This window comes from Lentzea flaviverrucosa (assembly GCF_003350445.1).
Classification (GTDB): Bacteria; Actinomycetota; Actinomycetes; order Mycobacteriales; family Pseudonocardiaceae; genus Lentzea; species Lentzea californiensis.
In genome coordinates, this window is record NZ_QQAU01000008.1 from 61121 (window position 1) to 85025 (window position 23905).

The window sequence follows — 23905 nt, forward strand, 5'->3', positions numbered from 1 at the left end:
TGATTGGAACCCGCGGGATTGGTGAGCGACGCGTGGTCGACGAGGCCATCTCGACAGTGGGCGGCGCTTTTCTCGGGGGTGTTGGAAAATGGTGCGGCAGAGCGGCGGTCATCGGTGCCGGTGAGACGCTGGGCTACCGCGAGCTGGACGAGCGGTCGAACCGGACGGCTCGCTGGCTGGCCGCGCGCGGAGCCGGCCCGGAACGCGTGGTGTGCGTCCGCCTCGACCGGTCGGCGGACCTGGTGGTCGTGCTGCTGGGCGTGCTGAAGGCGGGTGGCGCGTTCCTCGTGCTCGACCCCGGTCTGCCGCGTGATCGTGCGGAGTACGTCATCTCGGACGCGCGCCCGGTGCTCCTGGTGGACGAGGTGCCCGACGTGTCGGGCTGCTCCGCCGCGCCGCTGGACGTGCGGGTGGGACCGGACCACGCGGCGTACGTGATGTACACGTCCGGGTCGACGGGCCGGCCCAAAGGCGTGGTGGTGACGCATCGGTCGTTGATGAACCGGATCTGGTGGGGGCAGGACGCCTACCGGCTCGGGGCAGGCGACCGGGTGCTGTGGAAGACACCCATGAGTTTCGACGTCTCGCTGCCCGAGGTGTTCTGGCCACTGGTGACGGGTGCCGCCGTGGTGGTCGCCGGGCCGGAGGATCACCGGGACCCCGCGCGGCTGGCGGAGTTGGTGCGCGACTTCGCTGTGACGAGCGCGGACTTCGTGCCGTCGATGCTCTCGGCGTTCCTGCTGGACGACCGGGTGCGCGAGCTGGCCGGCTCGGGTGGCCTGCGCACGCTGCGGCGGGTGGAGGCGGCGGGAGAGGCGTTGCCCGCGGAACTGGTGCGGCGCTTCGGCGAGGTGTTGCCGCACACCGAGCTGCACAACCTGTACGGGCCCACCGAGGCGGCGGTCGAGGTGACGGCCGCCGACGTGACCTCGACCGGGCCGGGCGAGGCGGTGTCGATGGGAGGTCCGGTGTGGAACACGCGGGTGCGCGTGCTCGGGCCGGACCTGCTGCCGGCGGACAGCGGTGAGCTGTACCTGGCCGGTGTGCAGCTGGCGCGCGGGTATCTCGGCAGGCCCGCGCTGACGGCGGACCGGTTCGTGGCGTGCCCGTTCGAGCCGGGTGCGCGGATGTACCGCACCGGGGACCTCGTGGAGTGGGGCCAGGACGGCGGTCTGGTGTTCCGGGGACGTGTGGACGACCAGGTGAAGGTGAGCGGTTTCCGGATCGAGCCGGCGGAGGTGGAGGCGGCGCTGCTCGGTCACCCTGCCGTCGCGCACGCCCTCGTGGTCGCGGACGACGGAGAGCCCGGCTCCGGTGGCGGCCGCCGGCTCGTCGGGTACGTGCAGGTGGTGCGGCACCACGGCGGCGACCTGTCCGCGGTGCTGCGCGACCACCTGTCGCGGAGTCTTCCGGAGTACATGATCCCGGCTGTTTTCGTTGTGCTGGAACAGTTCCCCCGAGTGCCCTCCGGCAAGATCGACAGGTCCGCGCTGCCCGCACCGGCCGTCGCGGCGGCGGAGGGCCGACCGGCGGACACCGAGGCGGAGAAGGCGCTGGCGGCCGCGTTCGCCGAGGTGCTCGCCGGGCGGGATGTACAGGCGGACGACGACTTCTTCGCGCTGGGCGGGGACTCCATCCAGGCGATCCAGGTGGTGTCCTGCGCCAGGGCGCTCGGGGTCGCGGTGACGGCGCGCGACGTGTTCCTGCACCGCACGGTCGCCGCGCTCGCGCAGGCCGCGCAGGAGCGTGCGGGGTCGGCGGGTGCGGGAGTCCCCGGCACGGGCTGGATGCCGTTCACGCCGGTGGCCAGGTGGATCACCGAGCGCGGACCGGGTTTCGAGCACTTCACGCAGGCGGTCGTCCTGCACCTGCCGGACCACGCGGGCCGTGCGGAGCTGGTCGCGGCGCTGCGGACCGTGGTCGACCACCACGACCTGCTGCGCGCCCGGCTGGCGGGCGATGGCTGGGTCGCGGGAGGACCCGGCACCGTGGAGGCGGACGGCCTGGTGCGCCGGGTGGAGTGTGCGGGCTTCGCCGGAGCGGGATGGCGTGACCGGGTCGCGGCCGAGGTGCGGCGGACCAGCGCGTCGCTCGACCCCGGCGAGGGCCGCGTCCTGGAGTGCGTGTGGTTCCACGACCCCGCTTCGGGACACGGCAGGCTGTTGCTGGTCGCGCACCACGGTGTCGTGGACGGTGTCTCGTGGCGCGTGCTGGCCGAGGACCTGGCCGCCGCCTGGGAACACCGCGCACTGCCGGAGGTGACGACGTCGTTCCGCGCCTGGTCGGCAGGATTGGCGGAGGCGGCGCGGCGGCGGTCCGGCGACCTGCCGCACTGGCGTGCCGTCGCGGGGACACCCGACCCGGCGGTGGGCGCGCGCCCGCTGGACCCGGCGGTCGACCTGATGGCCACCGTCGCCAGGTCCAGGGTGGCGGTGCCGTCCGCCGTGGCCGAGGTGGTGCTGACGGCGTTGCGGTCGACCGTGGCGGAGGGCCTGCTCACCGCGCTCGTGGCGGCCGTGTGGCGCAAGCGGGGCGGCGACTCGGTGCTGGTCCGGCTGGAGGGGCACGGCCGCGAGGAGCAGATGGTCGAAGGATCCGACCTGTCCCGCACGGTCGGCTGGTTCACCACGATGTTCCCTGTCCGTGTCGACACCGGCGGCTTGGAGCTCGGCGACGTCTTCGCCGGTGGCCCCGGTACCGCCCGCGCGCTGGAACGCGTCGTGTCGACCGTGGCAGCGGTACCGGACAAGGGCATCGGCCACGGTCTGCTGCGCCACCTGGCCGGTGAGGAGAGCCTGCGGGAGGCGCCGCTGGGCCAGACGGGGTTCAACTACCTGGGCCGCTTCACCACCGGCGACCAGCCGTGGCAGCTGACCGAGGACCTGGTCGAGGTGCCGGAGCTGACCGAACTGGACGCCGGCCACGACCCGGCGATGCCCGCACTGTGCGCCTTGGACGTCAACGCCATCGCAGTGGAACGCGACGGCCGCACCGAACTGCACGCCGTGTTCACCGCCCCGGCCGGTGTGCTGACCGCCCCCGAACTCGACGAGCTCGCCGGCTGGTGGAGCGAGGCACTGGCCGGGCTCGCCGCGCACCTGTCCGCCCACCGCCAGAGCCCCGCCGCCGACGTGTGGCCGGTGACGCCGCTGCAGGCGGGCCTGCTGTTCCAGTCGGCCGTGTCCGCGTCCGACGACCCCTACCTCGTGCAGTACGTGGTTCACGTCCGGGGCGACGTGCGCCCGGACCGGCTGCGGGCAGCGGCCCGGCACGTGCTCGACCGGCACCCGGAGCTGCGCGTGGCCTTCGCCGACACGCCTGCCGGGCACCCCGCCGCGGTGGTCGCGGAATCGGTGCCGCTGGCGTGGCGGGAGGTCGATCTGACGGCCCCTGAGCACGTTTCGGCCGTGCCGGACGACACCGCTGGGGAGAGCGGGGTGGCGCGGTGCGCTCCGGCTTCCGGGCAGGCCGCCGGGTTCGTCGCGGAGCCGCTGCCCGGACAGGCGCCGGACGTCATGGGCGACATCGTCATGGGCGACAGCGTCGCGGGCGACGACGGCACCGGCTCTCCGGAGGCGGAGGCCGGGGTGCGGCGGTTCCTCGCGGAGGACCGGGCTGTGCTGTTCGACGCCGCGGTGCCCCCGTTGATCCGCTTCGCCCTGCTGCGCACCGGTGAGCGGAGTGCGGAGCTGGTCGTGACGGCTCACCACGCGCTGTTCGACGGGTGGTCGCTGATGGTGCTGTTGCGGGAACTGCTGGAGTCGTGTGCCGCTCCGGTCGTCACGCCGGTGCGCCCGGTGTTCACGGACTTCCTGCGCTGGCGGGAGCGGCAGGACCAGGCCGCATCGGTGCGGGCGTGGTGTGAGGAGTTGCGCGGGGGCGGTGAGCCCGCGTTGCTCGAGCCGGTGCTCGCCGGAGCCCCCGACGGCGGTGGCGCGGTGGCCGTGCCGCTGCCCTGGCGGGTGGGTGCGGGGCTGACCTCGGCCGCCGCGGGGTGGGGCGTCACGCCGAACACCCTGTTGCAGGCCGCGTGGGCGTTGGTGCTGGGCAAGCTGACCGACCGCCGTGACGTCGTCTTCGGCACCGCTGTGGCGGGGCGGCCTCCTGCGCTCGACGACGTCGGCGACGCGGTCGGCATGTTCCTCAACACCGTCCCGGTGCGGGTGCGGTGGCATCCCCGCGACCCGTTCGGGCAGCTGGTGCGGGACCTGCAGGACCGGCAGGCCAGGTTGCTCGACGACCACCACTTCTCCCTCGCCGAACTGCAGCGCGCCACCGGGCACGACGCGTTGTTCGACACCTACGTGGCGTTCGAGTCGTTCCCGGTGGACCGGGAACGGATGCGGGCGGCGGCGGACGCGGCGGGCATGCGGTTCACCGGGCTGCGGCCGCTCGTGGCCACGCACTACCCGGTCACCGTGCTCGCCTTCCCCGGCCGGCGCGGGATGCGCGTCGTCCTCCAGCACCGCGGCGACGTCGGACGTGCCGCCGCCGAGACGCTCGCGGCCAGGCTCGGAGGTGTGCTCGCGCAGATCGCGGACGGCGGCGACGGCCTGCGCACCGGCGACCTGGACCTGGTGCTGCCCCACGAACGTGCGGAGCTCGCCGCGTTCACCCGCCCCGTCGCCGCCCGGCCTCCGAGCGGAACCGTCCACGGCCAGGTGCGTGCCCAGGCCGCGAAGACCCCGGACGCGATCGCCGTGGCGGGGGGCGGCCACGAACTCACCTACGCGGAGCTCGTCGCTGCCGCGGACCGGGTCACCGCCGGGCTGCGTGCCCGCGGCGCGGGCAGGGACCGTCCCGTCGGGCTCGCTGTGGGACGCACCCCCGGTCTCGTCGTCGCACTGCTCGGCATCCTGGGCAGCGGTGCCCCGTACGTCCCGGTCGACCCGCGCTACCCGAGCGACCGCCTCCGGCTGGTGCTCGACGACTCACGTGCCGCACTCGTGGTCGCCGACACCGGTGCGGTCGAGGCCGTGCCGGAGATCGGCCCGCGGGCGGTGCTGCTCGGCGACCTGCTGACAGCCGCCCCGTGCGACCCGGTGCCGGTGCGCCCTGACGACGTCGCCTACGTGCTTTACACCTCCGGGTCGACCGGCACGCCCAAAGGCGTCGCCATCACCCACGGCAACGTCGCCGCCTGCCTGCCCGGCCTCGCCGGGAGCACGGGCCTCGGGCCGGACGCCCTGGTGGTCGCCGGGGCGTCGATCGGGTTCGACGTGTCCGTCTTCGAGCTGCTCGGCACGCTCGCCGCCGGCGGCCGCGTCGAGCTGGCGCGCGACGTCGGGGAACTGGCCGAGCGGGACGACCTGCTGACAGGAACCGGCTCCGCCGTGCTGAGCGGCGTGCCGTCGCTGCTCGTCCCGGCGTTGTCCCGGTTCGACGGCGCGAACGGTGTGTCGGACGTGGTGTTCGCGGGTGAGGGCCTGCCGTGGAGCGCGGTCGGCGCGGTGCGGAAGGCCTTTCCGCGAGCGCGCGTGGTGAACGCGTACGGGCAGAGCGAGACGTTCTACGTGTCGGCGGGTGTGGTCGGCGAGGACGACGGATACGGCTTCGCGCCTGTGGGAACGCCGCTGAGCTGCGTCCGCGTGCACGTCCTCGACTCGGCGTTGGCAGAGGTGCCGCCAGGGGTGGTGGGAGAGGTCTACGTCGGCGGGCTGTCGGTGGCGCGCGGCTACTGGGGCCGTCCCGCCCTGACCGCCGGCCGGTTCGTGGCGGACGTGTCGGGCGGTGGTGGACGGCTGTTCCGCACCGGCGACCTCGGCCGGGTCGTCGGCGGCGCCCTGCAGGTCGTCGGGCGGGCCGACGAGCAGGTGAAGGTGCGCGGGGTGCGGGTCGAGCTCGGTGAGGTCGAGTCCGTGCTGAGCCGTCACCCCGCCGTGACCGGTGCGGCCGTGCGGGTCTGGGACGGGCGGCTGGCCGCCTACACCGCCGGCACCGCGGCACCGGCCGAGCTGCGCGAGTTCGCGGTGGCGCGGCTGCCCGAGTACATGGTGCCTGCGGTGTTCGTCGCCGTGGACGCGCTGCCCGCCACCTCGAGCGGGAAGGTCGACCGCGCCGCTCTGCCCGAACCGGGCGGTCCCGGCGCGGGCCCGGTCCACAGGGACCCCCGCGACCACCGCGAGCGCGTGCTGTGCGCGTTGTTCGGCGAGGTGCTCGGCGTGGGCCGGATCGGCATCGACGACGACTTCTTCGCACTCGGCGGTCACTCGCTGCTCGTCACCCGGCTGCTCGCACGGGTGCGCGCCGAACTGGCGGAGGAAGTGCCGCTGCGGGCGATCTTCCTCAACCCCACGGTCGCGGGGCTGGCCGGCCGGCTGATGTCCACGAAAGCCACCCGGCCGCGGTTGCGGCGGCGGGTCTCCGGTGGGGGTGTGGCGTGATTCCCTTGTCCTTCGCGCAGCGCAGGCTGTGGCTCCTCGACCAGGTCGAGGGGCCGTCGGCGCGGTACAACCTGCCGTTCGCGGCCCGGATCCGCGGGACGGTGGACGCCGGCGCATTGCGTGCCGCGGTGCGCGACGTCGTCATCCGGCACGAGAGCCTCCGCACACTGCTGGTCGCCGGTGAACACGGGACTCCACGGCAGCACGTGCTCGCACCGGCGGAGGTGGAGATGGACGTCCCGCTCGTCGAGGTGCCGGACGCGGACGCCTTGGTGCGGGAGTGGTCTGTGCGCCCGTTCGACCTCGCGCGGGAGATCCCGGTGCGAGCGGCCCTGATCCGCCGCGGCGCGCAGGACTGGGTGCTGCTGCTGGTCGTGCACCACTGCGCCGCCGACGGCGAGTCGATGGCGCCCCTGGCCGCTGACCTGTCCGCGGCGTACGCGGCACGCCTGGCCGGAAACAGTCCACAGTGGAGTGAGCTGGGGCTGCAGTACGGCGATTTCGCGGTGTGGCAGGCCGAACTCCTGCAGAGCGTCGCCGCGGAGCAGGCGGAGTTCTGGCGCGGTGCGCTGACGGGCGCGCCCGCGGTGGCGTCGGTGCCGGGTGACCGCGAACGAGCCGAGGCCGGCTCCGGTGACGGCGCCACGGTGGAGTTCCGCCTGCCCGCCGGCCTGGCGGAGGCGCTGCGTGCCCTGGGCAGGACGCGGGGGATGTCGCTGCCGATGGTGGTGGAGTCGGTGCTGGTGCTGACCCTGTCACGGCTCGGGGCGGGGCTCGACGTCGTGGTGGGATCGACCGTGGCGGGACGGGGCGAACCCGAGCTGGAGGAGCTGGTCGGATTCTTCGTCAACTCGCTCGTGCTGCGCGCCGACCTGTCGGGTGACCCGCGGCTCGACGAGGTGCTCGACCAGGTGCGCGACCGGTTGTTCGACGCGACCGAACACCAGGACCTGCCCTTCGACCAGGTCGTGGAGGCGGTGAACCCGCCGCGCGTCACCGGCGCCCACCCGTTGTTCCAGGTGATGTTCACCTGGCAGAGCGCTGCCGCCGTTCCGCTGCGCCTGCCCGGTGCCGACGCCGTGCTGGAGCCGCTGGCCACCGGTACCGCGAAGTTCGACCTCGAGTTCAACCTCACCCCGGACGGCGACGGCCTGCGCGGCACGCTGGAGTACGCCACCGATCTCTACGACCCGGACACCGCCGCCGCCATCGCCGCCCGGTTCGAGGCGGTCGCCGAGCTGCTCGCCGAGAACCCCTCCGCACGGCTCGAATCCCTGCCCGTCGAGCCGCCCGCCCGTGGACGGTGCCCGGCACGCGACAGCGACGTGGAACGCGTGCTGCTGACCCACCCCGGTGTGGCCGAGGCGGCTGTCGTGCCGTCCGGGACGCGCACCGTGGCGTACGTCGTGCCCGTGGTCTCGGGGGCGCTGGGCACCTCGGCCACGCTCGGCGGCACCTCCGTGGACCTGAGCGCCGGTGTGACGCCCGCAGAGCTGCGCAGGCTCGTCGTGGCGCGCTGCGGCGAAGACCGGGTGCCCGCCGCTTTCACCCTCGTCGACCGGCTCCCGTCCGCTGAGGACAGTGCGGTCACCGGCGCCGGGCGCGCCCCGTTCCGCGCGCCCACCACCCCGGCGGAGACGGTGCTCGCCGAGGTCTACGCCGAGGTGCTCGGCGTAGACCGGGTCGGTGTCGACGACAACTTCTTCGTCATCGGCGGCGACAGCATCCGGTCCATCCAGGTGGTGTCGCTGGCGGCGGCCCGAGGCGTCGTGATCACCCCGCGGGCGGTGTTCGAGTGCCGGACCGTCGGCGCGCTCGCGGCCCGCGCGGGCGCCGCAGCGGCTCCGGTTCCGGCGGCCGATGCCGACGCCGGCACGGGTTTCCTGCCGCTGCCACCGGTCGCGCGGTTCCTGCTGCGCCGGGGCGGAGGCATCGACCGGTTCGGCATGTCGGCGGTGCTGGACCTGCCCGCGGACGTCGGCGAGAACGACCTGCTCGCCGTCCTCACCGCCGTGGTCGACCGGCACGACCTGCTGCGGTCGCGGCTGCTGCCCGGCGGCCTGCGCGTGGACCGTCCGGGATCGGTCGACGTCGCGACACTGCTCACCCGCGTGCCGGAGGAGGCCGACGTCCTCGCCCAGGCCGCCGCGGAGCTCGACGCCGCGACCGGCAGGCTCGCCCCGGCCGAGGGGGTGATGGCCCAGTTCGTCTGGCTCCACCCCGGCCGGTTGATCGTCGTGCTGCACCACCTCGTGGTCGACGGCGTGTCCTGGCGCATCCTCGGCGAGGACCTCGCGGCGGCCTGGGAGCAGGTGCGCTCCGGCCGGCGGCCCGTGCTGCCCGCCACCGGCACCTCGATGCGCCGGTGGACGCACGCGCTGATCGACGAGGCGGTGGCCCGTGCCGGCGAGCTGCCGGCCTGGCTGTCCATCGTGGACGGACCGGACCCACTGCTGGGCAAACGTTTGCTCGACCCGGCGGTCGACACCACCCGCACCGTCGACACGCTGTGGGTGCGCTGGGACGCGGCGACGACCGAGGCGGTGCTGACCACCGTCCCCTCCGCGTTCCGCGCGGGCACGGACTCCGCCCTGCTCACCGCGCTCGCCCTCGCGCTCACCCGGTGGCGCCGGTCGCGCGGCTGCGACGAACCCTCCCTGCTGCTGCGGCTCGAAGGCCACGGCCGCGAGCAGGACAGCGTGCCGGGCGCCGACCTCACCCGCACCCTCGGCTGGTTCACCACCGTCTACCCGGTGCGCCTCGACCTCGGGACCGTCGACGTCACCGAGGCGCTGGCGGGCGGGCCCGCCGCGGGAGCCGCGGTGAAGGTGGTGAAGGAGCAGCTGCACGCCGTACCGGGTCGCGGGCTCGGGTTCGGCCTGCTGCGCCACCTCAACGACGAGACCGCGGACCGGCTGCGGGACCTCCCCACCGGCCAGGTGGCGTTCAACTACCTCGGCAGGACCTCCGCGGGCGACCGGCAGCGAGCGGCGCGCGGGCTCGGGTTCACCGAGACGCCCGGCACCGCCGAACTGGTCGCCGAACCAGACCCGGACATGGCCGCACTCGCCGAGCTGGACATCACCGCCCTCGTCACCGGATCCGGTGACGACCAGCGGCTCACCGCCCGCCTCGCGTTCCCGTCCGGCGTGCTCTCGCGTGCCGACGCCGAGGAGATCGCCGGGCTGTGGGACAGGGCGCTGCGCGGCCTCGCCGCCCACGTCGCCCGCACCGGCGCGGGTGGCCTCACGCCGTCGGACCTGCCGCTGGTGCGGGTCGGCCAGGCCGAGATCGACGCCTGGGAACAGGCCACCCCCGGGCTCGTCGACGTGTGGCCTGCCACGGCGTTGCAACGCGGCCTGCTGTTCCACGCGATGCTCGCCGGGACGACGTTCGACGCCTACCACATGCAGCTCGTGCACCACCTGAGCGGACCGGTGGACGCGGCGCGGATGCGCGCGGCAGGGCAGGCGCTGCTCGACCGGTACCCGAACCTGCGCACCGCGTTCGTGCCGGACGCCGCCGGTGATCCCGTCCAGATCGTGCTGGGCCACGCGGAGCTGCCATGGCGTCACCACGTCCTCGGTACCGGCGACCCCGACGCGGAGCTGGAGCGGCTGCTCGCCGACGACCGGGACGCGCACTTCGACCTGACCACGCCACCGTTGCTGCGCATGGCACTGGTCACCCGCGACGAGGACACCGCGCACCTGGTGCTCACCGCTCACCACGTCCTGTTCGACGGCTGGTCGGTGCCGATCCTGATGAAGGACCTGCTCCGCCTCTACGACGCGGGGCGGGCGCTGCCACCCGCGCCGGCGTACCGCGACTTCCTGGCGTGGCTCTCCACCAGTGACCCGGCCGCGTCCGCACGCGCGTGGGCCGCGGAGCTCGACGGCGTCACCGGGCCGACGTTGCTGGCAGGCCAGGCCGGCGTGCACGCGCCCGCGAAGGACATCGGTCAGGTCGACCTGAGGCTGCCGCGCGACCTGGCACGCCACGTGGCCGCCCGTGCCGCCGAGCTCGAGACGACCGTCAACACCGTCGTGCAGGCGGCGTGGGCCGTGGTGCTGGGCAGGCTGACCGGAGCCGAGGACGTGCTGTTCGGCGCGACGGTCTCCGGCCGCCCGCCGTCGCTGCCCGGCGTGGACGAGGTGCTGGGCCTGTTCGTCAACACCGTGCCCGTGCGGGTGCGGTGCGCACCGGGGACGCCGTTCCACCGCGTGCTGGCCGACCTGCACCGCCGCCAGGGCGCCCTGCTCGACCACCACCATCACCCGCTGGCCGACGTCCAGCGGGCGGCGGGCCTGCCGGTCCTCTTCGACACGGTGGTGGTGTTCGAGTCCTTCCCCGTCGACCACCTGGGGCTCGAGGAGGCGAACAGCTCCTCGGGGGTCCGCATCACCGGCCTGACGCCGATCACCGGCACGCACTACCCGCTGACCGTCACCGCGGACGCCGACCCCGACCTGCGGGTCGCGCTGCAGTACCAGCACCACCTGTTCGGTCACGCCGAGGTGGAGCGGATCGCCGGGCGCCTGCTGGCCGTGCTGGAACAGGTGGCGACCGATCCGCACACGGCGGTGGGACGGCTCGGTGGTCCCGTGGACGCCGAACGGGACATCGCGCTCGGCCTCGGCACCGGTGAGGACCGGGAGCTCGACGAGTCCGCACTGACGATCGGCGGGGCGTTCGGCGCCGGGGTACCGCGCTGGGCCGACCGGATCGCGGTGGCCACCGAGGGGGAGGCGCTGTCGTTCGAGGAGGTCGACGCACGGTCGAACCAGGTCGCGCGGTGGCTCGCCGGACGTGGCGTGGGCGCGGAGTCCGTCGTGGGCGTGCGGCTGGGGCGTTCGGCCGATCTGCTGCTGGTGCTGCTGGGCGTCGCGAAGGCGGGCGGAGTGTTCCTGGTGCTGGACTCGGGCCTGCCGCCCGACCGGCTGGAGTTCGTCGTCGGCGACGCACGCCCGGTGCTGGTGCTGGACGAGATACCGGACGTGTCCGGGTTGTCCGCCGCGCCGGTGCGAGTGCCGGTGGATCCGGACAACGCGGCGTACGTGATGTACACGTCGGGCTCCACCGGGCGCCCCAAGGGTGTGGTGGTGTCGCACCGCTCGTTGATGAACCGCGTGTGGTGGGGCCACGGGGTGTACGGCCTCGGCGCGGGCGACCGGGTGCTGTGGAAGACGTCGATGAGCTTCGACGTGTCGCTGCCCGAGGTGTTCTGGCCGCTGGTGACGGGCGCCGGTGTCGTCGTCGCGGAGGCGGAGGACCACCGCGACCCCGCGCGCCTGGCGGGACTGATGCGCGACTTCGAGGTCTCCAGCGTGAACTTCGTGCCGTCGATGCTGGCGGCGTTCCTGCTGGACCGCGACGTGCGGGAGGTGGCGGCACGCGGCGGGCTGCGGTCGCTGCGCCGGGTGGAGGCCGCGGGCGAGGCGCTGCCGGTGGAGCTGGTGCGGACCTTCGGCGAGGTGCTGCCGCACGTCGAGCTGCACAACCTGTACGGACCGACGGAGGCGGCGGTCGAGGTCACCGCGGCCGACGTCACCGGCGTGACGTCGAGTGACGGCGTGCCCATGGGCCGGCCCGTGTGGAACACACAGGTCTACGTGCTCGACTCCGGACTCTCCCCGGTGGGCCCTGGCGTGCGCGGCGAGCTGTACCTGGGCGGCGTGCAGCTGGCTCGCGGCTACCTGGGCAGGCCCGGGCTGACCTCCGATCGGTTCGTGGCGTGCCCGTTCCGGCCGGGCGGTCGCATGTACCGCACCGGCGACGTCGTGGAGTGGGGCCCGGACGGGCTCGTGTTCCGGGGACGGTCGGACGACCAGGTGAAGGTGCGCGGTTTCCGGATCGAACCGGGCGAGGTCGAGGCCGCGCTGGTGAGCCATCCCGCCGTCGCGCAGGCGGCGGTGCTCGTCCGCGACGACCGGCCGGACGACCAGCGACTCGTCGCCTACGTGGTGCCGGGTGGCACCGAGGTGGACGGAGCACTCGCCGAGGAGCAGGTCAGCGAGTGGCAGCAGGTGTACGACAACACCTACGCCGGCGCGGCGGCGGGGGAGTGGGGCGAGGACTTCTCCGGCTGGATCTCCGCCTACACCGGCGAACCGATTCCGCCGGCCGAGATGCGGCAGTGGCGGCGGGCCGCCGTGGCGATGGTGCTCGAGGGCGGGCCGAGGCGCGTGCTGGAGCTGGGAGTCGGTTCCGGTCTGCTGCTGTCCCGGCTCGTGTCCGAAGTGGACGAGTACTGGGGCACCGACTTCTCCGGACCGGCGATCGACGCCCTGCGCGCCAAAGCGGAGGCGAACGGCTTCGGTGACCGCGTGCGCCTGCGCTGCCAGCCCGCCGACGACACCGGGGGACTGCCCGGCGGCGCGTTCGACGCGGTGGTGATCAACTCCGTCGCGCAGTACTTCCCGTCGGCCGAGTACCTGGAACGCGTGCTCGGCCAGGCGCTCGACCTGCTCGCCCCCGGCGGCCGGGTGGTGGTCGGCGACGTCCGCTGCCTCGGCACCGCGCGGGTCTTCTACGCCGCGGCGCACCGCGCGCGGCACCCCGGCGCGTCGCCGGAGGTCGTGCGGGCGGCAGTCGAACAGGCGGCGCTGGTGGAACGTGAGCTGCTGCTCGACCCGGAGTGGTTCTCGCGCTGGGCGGCGGGCCGGCCGGTGACGGTGGACGTGCGGCTCAAGGAGGGCACCACGCACAACGAGCTGACCCGCCACCGCTACGAGGTGGTGCTGCACCACCGGCCCGCCGGGGTGCTGACGGTCGCGGAGGCACCGACGCTGGTGTGGGGCAGGCAGGTGAGCGGCCTGGAGGAGCTGGCCCGGTTCTGCGAGGACCGGCCTGGCCAGGTGGTGCGCGTGCAGCGCGTCCCCAACGCCCGCCTCGGCGACGAGGTCGACCCGGTGCCCGGCCTCGACCCCGCGCTGGCCGGCCGGTGGGCCGAGTCGGCGGGCCTGTGGCCGGTGTGCGCTCCGTCCGCCGACGCCCCGGAGTGCTTCGACCTGGTCGTGCTGCCCTCCAGGCCCGCACCCGGCGTCGCGGTCGCGGGCGCGTTGCGCGCCACCGGACGCCCCGCCCGCGCCCTGTGCACGGATCCGGTGCGCGCGCGGGCGATCGGCTCGCTCGTCGCCGGCCTGCGCGGGCACCTCGGCGAGGTGTTGCCGGACTACATGATGCCGTCGGCGATCGTGCCGGTCGGAGCGCTGCCGCTCAACGCCAGCGGCAAGCTCGACCGCGCCGCGCTGCCCGTTCCCGACTACGCCGCTCCCGCCGCCGGCCGCGCACCGCGCACCCGGCGGGAGGAGGTGCTGTGCCGGCTGTTCGCCGAGGTGCTGGGTCTCGACCGGGTCGGCGCGACCGACGGGTTCTTCGACCTGGGAGGACACTCGCTGCTCGCCACCCGGCTGGTGAACCGCATCCGCGCCGTCCTCGGCACGGGCCTCGAGATCCGGACCGTCTTCGACCATCCGACCCCGGCCGCGCTGGCCGAACGCCTGGACGAGCAGCGACCCGTCAGGCCGCCGCTCGTCCGGGCCGACCCGAGGCCGCGGCAGCCCCCGCTGTCGTTCGCCCAGCAGCGGCTGTGGTTCGTCGACCAGTTCGCGGGCCCGTCCGCGACCTACAACGTGCCGCTCGTGCTGCGGCTGGAGGGCGAACTCGACGTGGCCGCCCTGACCGCCGCCGTCGGTGACGTGGTCGGCAGGCACGAGTCGTTGCGCACGGTGATCGCGCTCGGCGCAGACGGCGTGCCGCACCAACGCGTGCTGCCCGTCGAGGACGTACCGGACCTGGTGGAGTTCGCCGAGGCGGAACCCTCCACAGTGGACATAGCTGCCCGGCGACCCTTCGACCTCGCCTCGGATCCGCCCCTGCGCGCCACCGTCCTGCGCCACGGCGACCGCGACCACTCGCTTGTGCTGACCGTCCACCACATCGCGGGTGACGGCGAGTCGATGGCACCGCTGCTGCACGATCTCGCCATCGCCTACCGCGCGCGCCGGGCCGGCATCGCCCCCGGCTGGGCGCCGTTGCCCGTCCAGTACGTCGACTACGCGCTCTGGCAACGCCAGGTGCTCGGAGTGGAGGACGACCCGGAAAGCCTCCTGTCCCGGCAGACCGCCCACTGGCGGGCCGAGCTGGCGGGCGTGCCGCAACCGCTGCGCATCCCCGCCGACCGGCCGCGGCCCGCCGTCGCCAGTCATCGCGGTGACGTCGTCGAGTTCTCCCTGGACCCGGCGGTGGCGGCCGCGCTCGGCGAGCTGGCGGCGGCACGGGGCGCGACGGTGTCCATGGTGCTGCAGGCAGCGCTCGCCGTGCTGCTGTGCCGGCTCGGCGGAGGGGAGGACGTCACCATCGGCTCTCCCATCGCCAACCGCGTGGACGAGGGACTCACCGGGCTGGTCGGGTTCTTCGTCAACACCTGGGTGCTGCGCGTGCGCCTCGACGGCGACCCCGTCTTCGGCGAGGTGGTGGAACAGGTCCGCCACCGCGCCCTCGCCGCGTACGACAACCAGGACGCGCCGTTCGAACGGGTCGTCGAGCTGGTCAACCCCGACCGGTCCACCGCGCACCACCCGTTGTTCCAGGTGATGCTGGCCTGGCAGAACCTCGCCTGGGGCGACCTCGATTTCGGCGACCTGCGCGTGTCACCGGAGTCGCCGGGCACCGGCACGGCCAAGTTCGACCTGTTCTTCAACATGGCCGACCTCCCCGGCCGGGGAGTGATCGGCAACCTGGAGTACGCGACCGACCTGTTCGACCGGTCCACCGCCGAGCGGATCGCGGAACGGTTCACCCTCGTGCTCGCGCAGCTCGTCCGCGACCCCGGCACGCGGGTCGGGTCCGTGGACGTGTTGTGTCCGGGCGAACGCGAGCTGCTGCTGTGCGCGGCCACCACCGCCGCACCCGCCGCGCCCGCGCTGATCACCGACCTGGTCGCCCGGCAGGCCGAGCGCACTCCGGACGCGCTCGCGGTCGTCTGCGGCGACACGCGGCTGACCTATCGCGAGCTCGTGGCGCGGTCACGGCGGGCCGCGCGGGCGCTGACCCGCCGGGGCGTGGGCCCGGAGACGCTGGTCGGTCTCGCTGTCGGGCGCACCGCGGACCTGGTGACCGCCGTGCTGGCGGTGCTGGAGTCCGGCGCCGCCTACGTGCCGCTGGACCCCCGCGCGCCGGCGCGACGGCTGGCCGCCGTGCTCGGCCACGCGAGGCCCTCGTTCGTGCTCACCGACCAGGGCTTCACCGTGCCGCTGCCGCGGGACGTGCCGCAGGTCGGCTGGGCGGACCTGGTGGCAGGGGAACCCGGCGCTGCCGTCGTGGGCGGGGCACGTCCGGACAACCTCGCCTACGTGCTGTTCACGTCGGGTTCGACCGGGGTGCCGAAAGCGGTGGGCATCACGCACGCCGGGGTGGTCAACGGCGTGACGGGGCTGCTGCGCGAGGTCGGGTTCACTCCGGGTGCCCGGACGCTGGCCGGTACGTCGGTCACCTTCGACGTCTCCGTGTTCGAGATCGTCTCCACGCTCGCCTCGGGCGGGGTCGTGGAGGTGGTGCGCGACGTGCTCACGCTCGACGAACGCGACGGCTGGGCCGGCGGAGTGCTCAGCGCCGTGCCCACGGTCTTCGCCGAGCTCGTCGATCGGCTGGACGGCAACGTCCTCGCGGACGCCGTGGTGTTCGCCGGTGAGCCGCTGCCCGCTGGTCTGGTGCGGCGTGTGCGGCGTGCTCTGCCGGGTGCGCGCGTTCTGAACGCTTACGGACAAAGCGAGACGTTCTACGCAACCGTCCACAGTGTTCCGTCCGATGTGGACTGCACCTCCGCGACCGCGCCGATCGGCAGGCCGGTGGGCGGCATGCGCGCCTACGTGCTCGGCCCCGCGCTGCGGCTGGTGCCGCCCGGTGTCGCGGGGGAGCTGTACGTCGGTGGTGTGATCGGCCGCGGTTACCACGCGCGGCCAGGGCTGACGGCCGGGCGATTCGTGCCCGACCCCTTCGGACCGCCGGGAGCGCGTATGTACCGCACGGGCGACCTCGCCCGGTGGACCGCGGCGGGGGAGCTGGAGTTCGCCGGCAGGGCCGACGGCCAGGTCAAGGTGCGTGGTCAGCGGGTCGAGCCCGGCGAGGTCGAGTCCGCGCTCGGCACGCATCCCGGTACGGCGCAGGCGGTCGTGGCGGCGGGGACGGACGGGCTGGTCGCCTACCTGCGCCCGGTCGTCGGCGGCGTGCTGCCCGGCGACGCGGCGCTGCGCGAGTTCCTCGCCGCGAGGCTGCCCGAGTACATGGTGCCCGCGCACTTCGTGCGGCTGGAGGAGTTTCCCACCACGCAGTCGGGCAAGGTCGATCGGGCGGCGTTGCCGGCACCCACGCCGCGGTACGAGGACTACCGCCCGCCGCGGTCCACGGAGGAGAAGGAGCTGGCGGCCGTGTTCGCCGAGGTGCTCGGCACCGACCGCGTCGGGGTCGACGACGACTTCTTCGCCATCGGCGGCGACAGCATCCGTTCCATCCAGGTCGTGAGCCGTGCCAGGGCGCGTGGCGTCGAGGTGAGCGCACGGCAGATCTTCGAGCACCGCACCGTCGCCAGGCTCGCCGCGGCAGGCGGCGCGGGTGGCGGGGTCGTGCCGCTGGCCGAGCTGGCCGGCGGCGGCACCGGCTCCATGCCGTTGATGCCGGTGGCGCACCGGTTCCGCGGTCTCGGCGCCGGATTCGGCACGTTCTCGATGGCGACCGCGGTCGTGCTGCCCGAGGACGTCGACCGGGACGGCCTGGTGGCGACGATCGCCGCCGTCGTCGACCACCACGACGTCCTGCGCGCCCGCCTGGCCGGTGACGAGCTGGTCGTGGGTGAACGCGGCTCGGTGCGGGCGGAGGACCTGCTGCGCACCGTGCCGGAGCCCGCAGACCTGCAGGACGTCGTGACGGAGGAGACCCGCGCGCTCGATCCCGCCGCGAGTGTCGTCGCCCGCTTCGCCTGGCTGCCCGAGGCGCGCAGGCTCGTGATCGTGCTGCACCACCTGGTCGTCGACGGGGTGACGTGGCGCGTCCTGCTGCCCGACCTCGCCGCGGCCTGGGCGAGCGTCCGCGCGGGTGCCACCCCGGCACTGCCGGAGGTGGGCACGTCCGCGCGCCGCTGGGCGCACGCGCTGGCCGAGCAGGCACCGCTGCGGCGGGAGGAACTGCCGTGGTGGACCGGGGTGCTGGAGGGTGGAGACCCGCGGCTCGGCTCCCGTGACCTCGACCCGGCGGCCGACGTCCGCGCCACGCTCGACGAGGTCGAGGTCGAACTGCCTCCGGACGTCACCGAGGCGCTGCTGACCGCGGTGCCGGGGGTGTTCCGCTGCGGTGCCCACGACGGACTGCTCGCGGGCCTGGCGGTGGCCGTGCCCGCGTGGCGCGGTGCCGGAGAGGACTCGTCCCTGCTGGTCCGCATGGAGGGCCACGGCCGGGAGGAGGACGCGGTGCCGGGAGCCGACCTGAGCCGGACGGCGGGCTGGTTCACCACCGTGTACCCGGTGCGGCTGGACGCGGGCAGGCTCAACCTCGCCGAGGTCCGCGCCGGCGGCAGGGCAGCCGCACTGGCGGTGAAGGCGGTGAAGGAACAGCTCGCCGCGGTCCCCGGCCGCGGCCTCGGGTTCGGGATGCTGCGCCACCTCGACGACGTGTCGGCCGAGGCGCTCGCGCACCTCCCCGCGGAACGCGTCGCGTTCAACTACCTTGGCCGCTTCTCCGCCGCCGACATGCCCGGCGAACTGGACGGCCTGGGCTTCACCGAGGACGTGGCCGCGACGACCGGCCTGCGCTCCGCGTTCGACGACGAACTCCCCGTCTCCGCCGAGCTGGACATCACCGCCGTGGTGGTCGACGGACCGGACGGGCCGGTGCTGCGCGCCCGGTTCGAGTTCCCGCGCCGCCTGCTCGACCGCGCCGACGTCGCCAGGCTTGCCGAGAGCTGGTGCGCGGTGCTGCGCGGAGTCGCCGCGCACGCCACGACCCCTGGCGCCGGCGGGCTCACACCGTCCGATGTGGACCTGGTGCGGATCGGCCAGCCGGAGCTGGAGGTCTGGGAGCGGCGCCACCCCGGTCTGTCCGACATCTGGCCGACGACGCCGTTGCAGGAGGGGTTGCTGTACCAGTCGTCCGTGGCGGACAACGGGTTCGACGCCTACCAGGTGCAGCTGGTGTACCACCTGGCCGGCGAGGTCGACGCGGTCCGGCTGCGAGCGGCGGGACAGGCTCTGCTGGACCGGCATCCCGTGCTGCGGGTGGCCTTCGGCCGCACCGCCGGTGGCGATCTCGTCCAGGCGGTGGTCGACGGCGTCCGGTTGCCGTGGCGCGAGGTCGACCTCCTCGGCAGGGCCGACGCCGACCGGCTGCTGAACGAGTTCCTCGCCGAGGACGACGAGGACCACTTCGACCCGTCCCGGCCGCCGCTGCTGCGGATGGCGTTGGTGCGCATGGGATCCGGCCGGCACGAGCTGGTCGTGACCGTCCACCACGCGGTGCTGGACGGGTGGTCGATCCCGTTGCTCACGAGGGACCTGCTGCGCCTGTACGCCGGGGACGGCGTGGTTCGCGGTGCGCCCGCCTACCGCGGCTTCCTCTCGTGGCTGACCGCTCAGGACCACGACGCCTCGGTGGCCGCGTGGGCTGCTGAACTGGCGGCGGTGGACGAGCCGACGTTGCTCGCCCCCGCGACCGGCGCGGCGGTGGATCCGCGTGACATCGCCGAGATCGACACCTGTCTGTCCACTCGCGACGGTGAAGCGCTGGTGGCGGCAGCGGCGCGCATGGGCGTCACGCTCAACACCGTCGTCCAGGGCGCCTGGGGCGTCGTGCTGGCCGAGCTGACCGGCAACCGCGAGGTCCTGTTCGGCGCCACCGTGTCCGGCAGGCCGCCGCAGCTGCCCGGCGTGGCCGAAATGGTGGGACCGTTCATCAACACCGTGCCGGTCCGCGTCTCCAGCACCCCGTGGCGCACGCTGCGGCAGGTGCTGACCGACCTGCAGGACCGGCAGGCCACGTTGCTCGACCACCACCACGTCGGGCTGACCGAGGTGCGGCGGGCGGCAGGGCTGCCCGCGCTGTTCGACACGGTGATGGTCTACGAGTCGTTCCCGGTGGAGCAGCGCGCCATCGACGACGCGTCCCGCGCGGCCGGGTTCACGATCACCGGCCCGGACACCGAGAGCACCACGCACTACCCGATGGGCGTGGCCGCCGTCGCCGACCCGTTGCCGCGCATCACCGTGCAGTACCAGCGCGACCGGTTCGACGAGGCGACCGCGGACGCCGTCGTGCGGAGGTTCGCCGCGGTCCTGCGGCAGATCGCCGAGGACCCGGACGTACGGGTCGGCGCCGTCCGCACCCCGCGCCCCGCCCAGCACGCGATCGCGGGGCCACCCGCCGCACCGGTGCCGGACCTGTTCGCCCGGCAGGTGACGGCGGCGCCCGGCGCGATCGCGGCGGTGTTCGGCGACGAGCAACTCACCTACGCCGAGCTCGACGCGCGGTCCGACCGCCTCGCCGCCGCGCTCGCCCAGCGCGGGGTGAGCCGTGAGGACGTCGTCGCGGTGGCGTTGCCCCGTTCGCTCGACCTGCTCGTCGCGGTGCTTGCCGTGCTGAAGGCGGGCGCCGCCTACCTGCCGGTCGACACGGCCTACCCGGCCGAGCGCGTCGAGTTCGTCGTCACCGACTCCGGTGCGCGCCTGGTGCTCGCGAACGCCGCCACGGAGGCGGCGTTGGCCTGCCTGCCCACCCCGTTGCTCAGGGTGGACGAACCGCTGCCGGAGGGCGCCCGTCCGTGCGGGCCGCTGCTGGCCGGCACCGCGTACGTGATCTACACGTCCGGCTCCACCGGTCTGCCCAAAGGCGTGGCGGTTCCGCACACGGGCATCGCGAGCCTCGTGGCGGCATTGGCGGCACGCATGCGCGTGACGCCGGCGGCACGCATGCTCGCGCTGGCCTCGCCGAGCTTCGACGTGTCGCTGTGCGAGATCCTCACCGCGCTGCTCAGCGGCGCCCGCGTGGTCATGGCGGACAAGGCCGACCTCGCCGCGGGCCCCGCGCTGGCGGCGACGGTGGCACGGCACGGGGTGACGCACGCGTTCATTCCGCCCGCGATGCTCGCCGTGATGCGGGCGGACTCACTGCCCACGCTGGAAAGCCTGATCGTCGGCGGGGAGGCCGCACCGCCCGACGTGGTCGCGGCATGGGCCGGCGGCCGCAGGATGACCAACGGCTACGGCCCGACGGAGGCGACGGGCTGCGCGACGGTGAGCGGCCCGCTCGTGGCGGGCGAGGCCGTACCGATGGGCGAGCCGGTTCCGGACACGACCCTGCACCTGCTCGACGGCGCTCTCGGCCCGGTACCGCCGGGCGTGGTCGGCGAGGTGTACGTCGCCGGTGCCGGCGTGGCCCGCGGCTACGTCCACCGCCCCGGCCTGACCAGCACCCGCTTCACGGCGAGCCCGTTCCACCCCGGCGAGCGGATGTACCGCACCGGCGACCTCGCGGTCCGCACCCCCGCCGGCGCGCTGCTGTTCCAGGGCCGCGCCGACGACCAGGTCAAGATCAGGGGCTTCCGCATCGAACCGGGCGAGGTCGAGTCCGCGCTGGCCGCACACCCCGAGGTGGCCAGGGGTCTCGTGGTGGTCGACGAGAACGCGGGCGACCGCAGGCTGGTGGGGTACGCGGTGCCGGACGCGATCGCCGGCCCCGACCTGCTCGACCGCCTCCGCGCCTACCTGGCGGACCGCCTGCCCGCCCACATGGTCCCGTCGGCGCTGGCGCTCATCGACGAGATCCCGTACACCTCGCGCGGCAAGGTGGACAGGACCGCACTGCCCGCGCCGGGCAGCACCTCGGCCGGTTCCGGCAGGCAGCCGCGCACCACGCAGGAGGAGATCCTCCTAGGACTGTTCTGCGAGGTGCTCGGCGTGCGGGACCTCACCGTCGACGACGGCTTCTTCGCGGCGGGCGGCCACTCGCTGCTGGTGACCCGCCTGCTGGCGCGAGTCCGGTCAGTACTGGGCGTGGACCTGCCCGTCCGCGCCGTGTACGACCACCCCACAGTGGCCGAACTGTCCGCACACCTGAGCGAGGAAGGCCCCGTGCTCGACGGCGACCCGTTCGCAGCGGTCCTGCCGATCAAACCGACCGGATCCGCCGAACCGCTGTGGTTCATCCACCCAGGTGGCGGTCTGTGCTGGCTCTACCTGGGTTTCGCGGCGAAACTGCCGCGGGACCGCCCCGCCGGTGGCATCCAGGCCAAGGGCTTCGATGGCACGACCCCGCTGCCCGCGACCATGGACGACATGGTCGACGACTACGTCGCCGAAGTGCTGGCGGCGCAACCCGAAGGCCCCTACCACCTGCTGGGCCTGTCGATCGGCGGCACACTGGCCCACGCCATGGCCGCCCGCCTGCGGGCCGAGGGCCACGAGGTGGCGTTGCTGGCCCTCTTCGACAGCGTGCCCAGCGACTACCTCAGGTCCCACACCCCGCCCAGCGCCGAGGAGATCCACGAGCACCTGCGTGAACACATGACCGTCGATCAGGCACCGTTGCTGGACGGCGCGGTCGCTGTGATCCAGCACCACACCAAGCTGATGGAGGACTTCCACTCTCCGGTGTTCGACGGCGATGTGCTCTTCTTCAACGCGATGCAAGGACAGGACGGCCCGTTCTCCGACCTGTGGGTGCCGCTGACCACAGGATCGGTGTGGCGGCACGACATCCGGTGCGCGCACGGGGACATGTACCTGCCCGGTCCGGCCGACGAGATCTGCCGCGTGCTGCGCGAACACCTGGGGGAGGAGTAGGAACTCACCCGGTGAAGATGAAGCGTCTGCGGATGCCGCCCTCTCCGACACGTCGTGGCGGCGATTCCTGCGTGCCCAAGCGGCGTGCGACTTCTTCCACGTCGACTGCATGGTCCCGTTGAGGATCGTTCAGGCGTGTTCGATGCACGGAGTTGCTCCCACTTTGCTCCCACTCCGTGCTCCCAAGGCTCATCGGCTCTGTCTCGTCTGAGGCCGGCGTGCACGCTCGGCGGCATAGCGGACGTGGACGTGCGGCGGTCCGACCGCCGATCGGGCCGCAGGCCCGGTGCCGGATGTCGTGCAGCGGCGCGTTCTGACCGGCGAGGTCGTTGGGGACGGTGGCGCACCGACGAACTGATCAAGGGGCTTGGCCACTGACTGTGGTCCACGAGGCCGGAGAGTCGGTCATCTGTTGGAGAGGAATCTCGGGCCTTGTTGTCGAATCCGGCATCGCGCGATCGACGTGCAGGTGGGAGTGGCGGGTCCAGCGGCCGAGGTGCCCACCGGCGACACCGCCACCGACCGGCCACAGAGAGGAACTCGAAGATGTGTAGGACACCACTGCGGCTGTACATGTCCATGTCGGTCGACGGGTACATCGCCGGACCGGACGACCGGCCGGGCCAGGAACTCGGCCGCAACGGAGGGCGGCTGTTCAATTGGCTCGACGACCGGATGTCCGAGGGCATCAATGGGCTGGTGCACGCCGAGGCCCTGGCAACCGGTGCCGTGATATCCGGACGTCGCACGTTCGAGCTAGCTGGTCGATGGCAAGGTGACCACCACGACGGAGTGCCGATCCACGTGCTCACACACCACATCGACCCGGCCGACAAGCCTCCAGGTAGCGCGAAGTACTACACGGACGTCAACGCGTGTGCCACCGAGGCCCGAGAAGCAGCGGGAAATCGAGCCGTGATGGTCCACGGCGCGAGTGCGGCGCAGGCGTTGCTGGCAGCCGGCCAGCTCGACGAACTCGAACTGCACGTTGTTCCCGTATTGATGGGCGACGGACGGCGACTGTTCGCGCCGACCGGACACGACCACATCGAACTGGAGCTCGTGCGCCGACTCGAAGGCCGCGACGCCACACATCTGCGTTACCGCGTAGTCCATCGAAACGGGGAACGGCCGTGACCACCGCTTGCTGACCGCAGAGACCATGGGTTTGCCCCGTTTTGACGGACAGGGCCGATGAGGTGTTGTCACGCTACCTGATCGACCGGTTGGTATCGGGTGGCTTCGTGGGCGGTGGGGCTGGGGCAGCCGAGGCTGGAATGCCTGCGGCGCGTGTTGTACCAGCCCTAATGGCAACCGCGAAGACTGCCTTGTGCACCTTAGGTTTTCGCGGGCCAGGCCTGCCGGTCGAGCAGCTCGGTCTTGATGGTGGCGAAGAACGACTCTGCGACCGCGTTGTCCCAGCATTGGCCCTTGCTGCCGACGGACAGCCGCACCCCGGCGTCGGCGGCCGCACGGGTGGGCCGGGAGTGTCCAACGCGACCTTTGAATACCTGCGTTGCCATGTCTGGCACCGGGTCATGCGATGGATCCGCAGGAAGCGCCGCGGATCAACTGGGAGAAGTCGCTCTCAGAGATCATCCTCACCGCTGTGTCGATGCTCAGCGGTGCCGCGTACCAGCTGCAGGGTTCGCCTGACGATGCCGGCATGCTGAGCGAAGCCGTCGGCCAGCCGGC

At 73.5% G+C, this 23905-nt stretch carries 4 protein-coding genes; 3 read left to right on the top strand and 1 reads right to left on the bottom strand.

Going from position 1 to position 23905, the window contains the following annotated elements; translation table 11 throughout:
• Window positions 1–32: 32 nt before the first annotated feature.
• The 3 genes from DFR72_RS24555 (at window position 33) to DFR72_RS24570 (ending at window position 23347) form a co-directional block, all read left to right on the top strand.
• Window positions 33–6383 carry a non-ribosomal peptide synthetase gene (locus DFR72_RS24555; RefSeq protein WP_170176380.1) on the top strand — a complete coding sequence of 2117 codons (6351 nt, stop codon included), beginning with the start codon at window positions 33–35 and terminating at the stop codon, window positions 6381–6383.
• The gene (locus tag DFR72_RS24560) at window positions 6380–22210 is read left to right on the top strand and encodes a non-ribosomal peptide synthetase (protein ID WP_090066832.1); all 15831 of its coding nucleotides are present in this window, start codon (window positions 6380–6382) and stop codon (window positions 22208–22210) included. The genes DFR72_RS24555 and DFR72_RS24560 overlap by 4 nt, the downstream gene beginning before the upstream one ends.
• Before the next feature lie 546 nt (window positions 22211–22756).
• Window positions 22757–23347, top strand: a complete 591-nt coding sequence (locus DFR72_RS24570) for a dihydrofolate reductase family protein (RefSeq protein ID WP_090066833.1) — start codon at window positions 22757–22759, stop codon at window positions 23345–23347.
• Between the two features lie 200 nt (window positions 23348–23547).
• Here the strand turns inward: DFR72_RS24570 and DFR72_RS24575 are convergent, their stop codons facing one another.
• On the bottom strand, window positions 23548–23733 hold the full coding sequence (locus DFR72_RS24575; RefSeq protein WP_114773752.1) for an integrase core domain-containing protein: 186 nt from the start codon (window positions 23731–23733) through the stop codon (window positions 23548–23550).
• Between the last annotated feature and the right edge of the window lie 172 nt (window positions 23734–23905).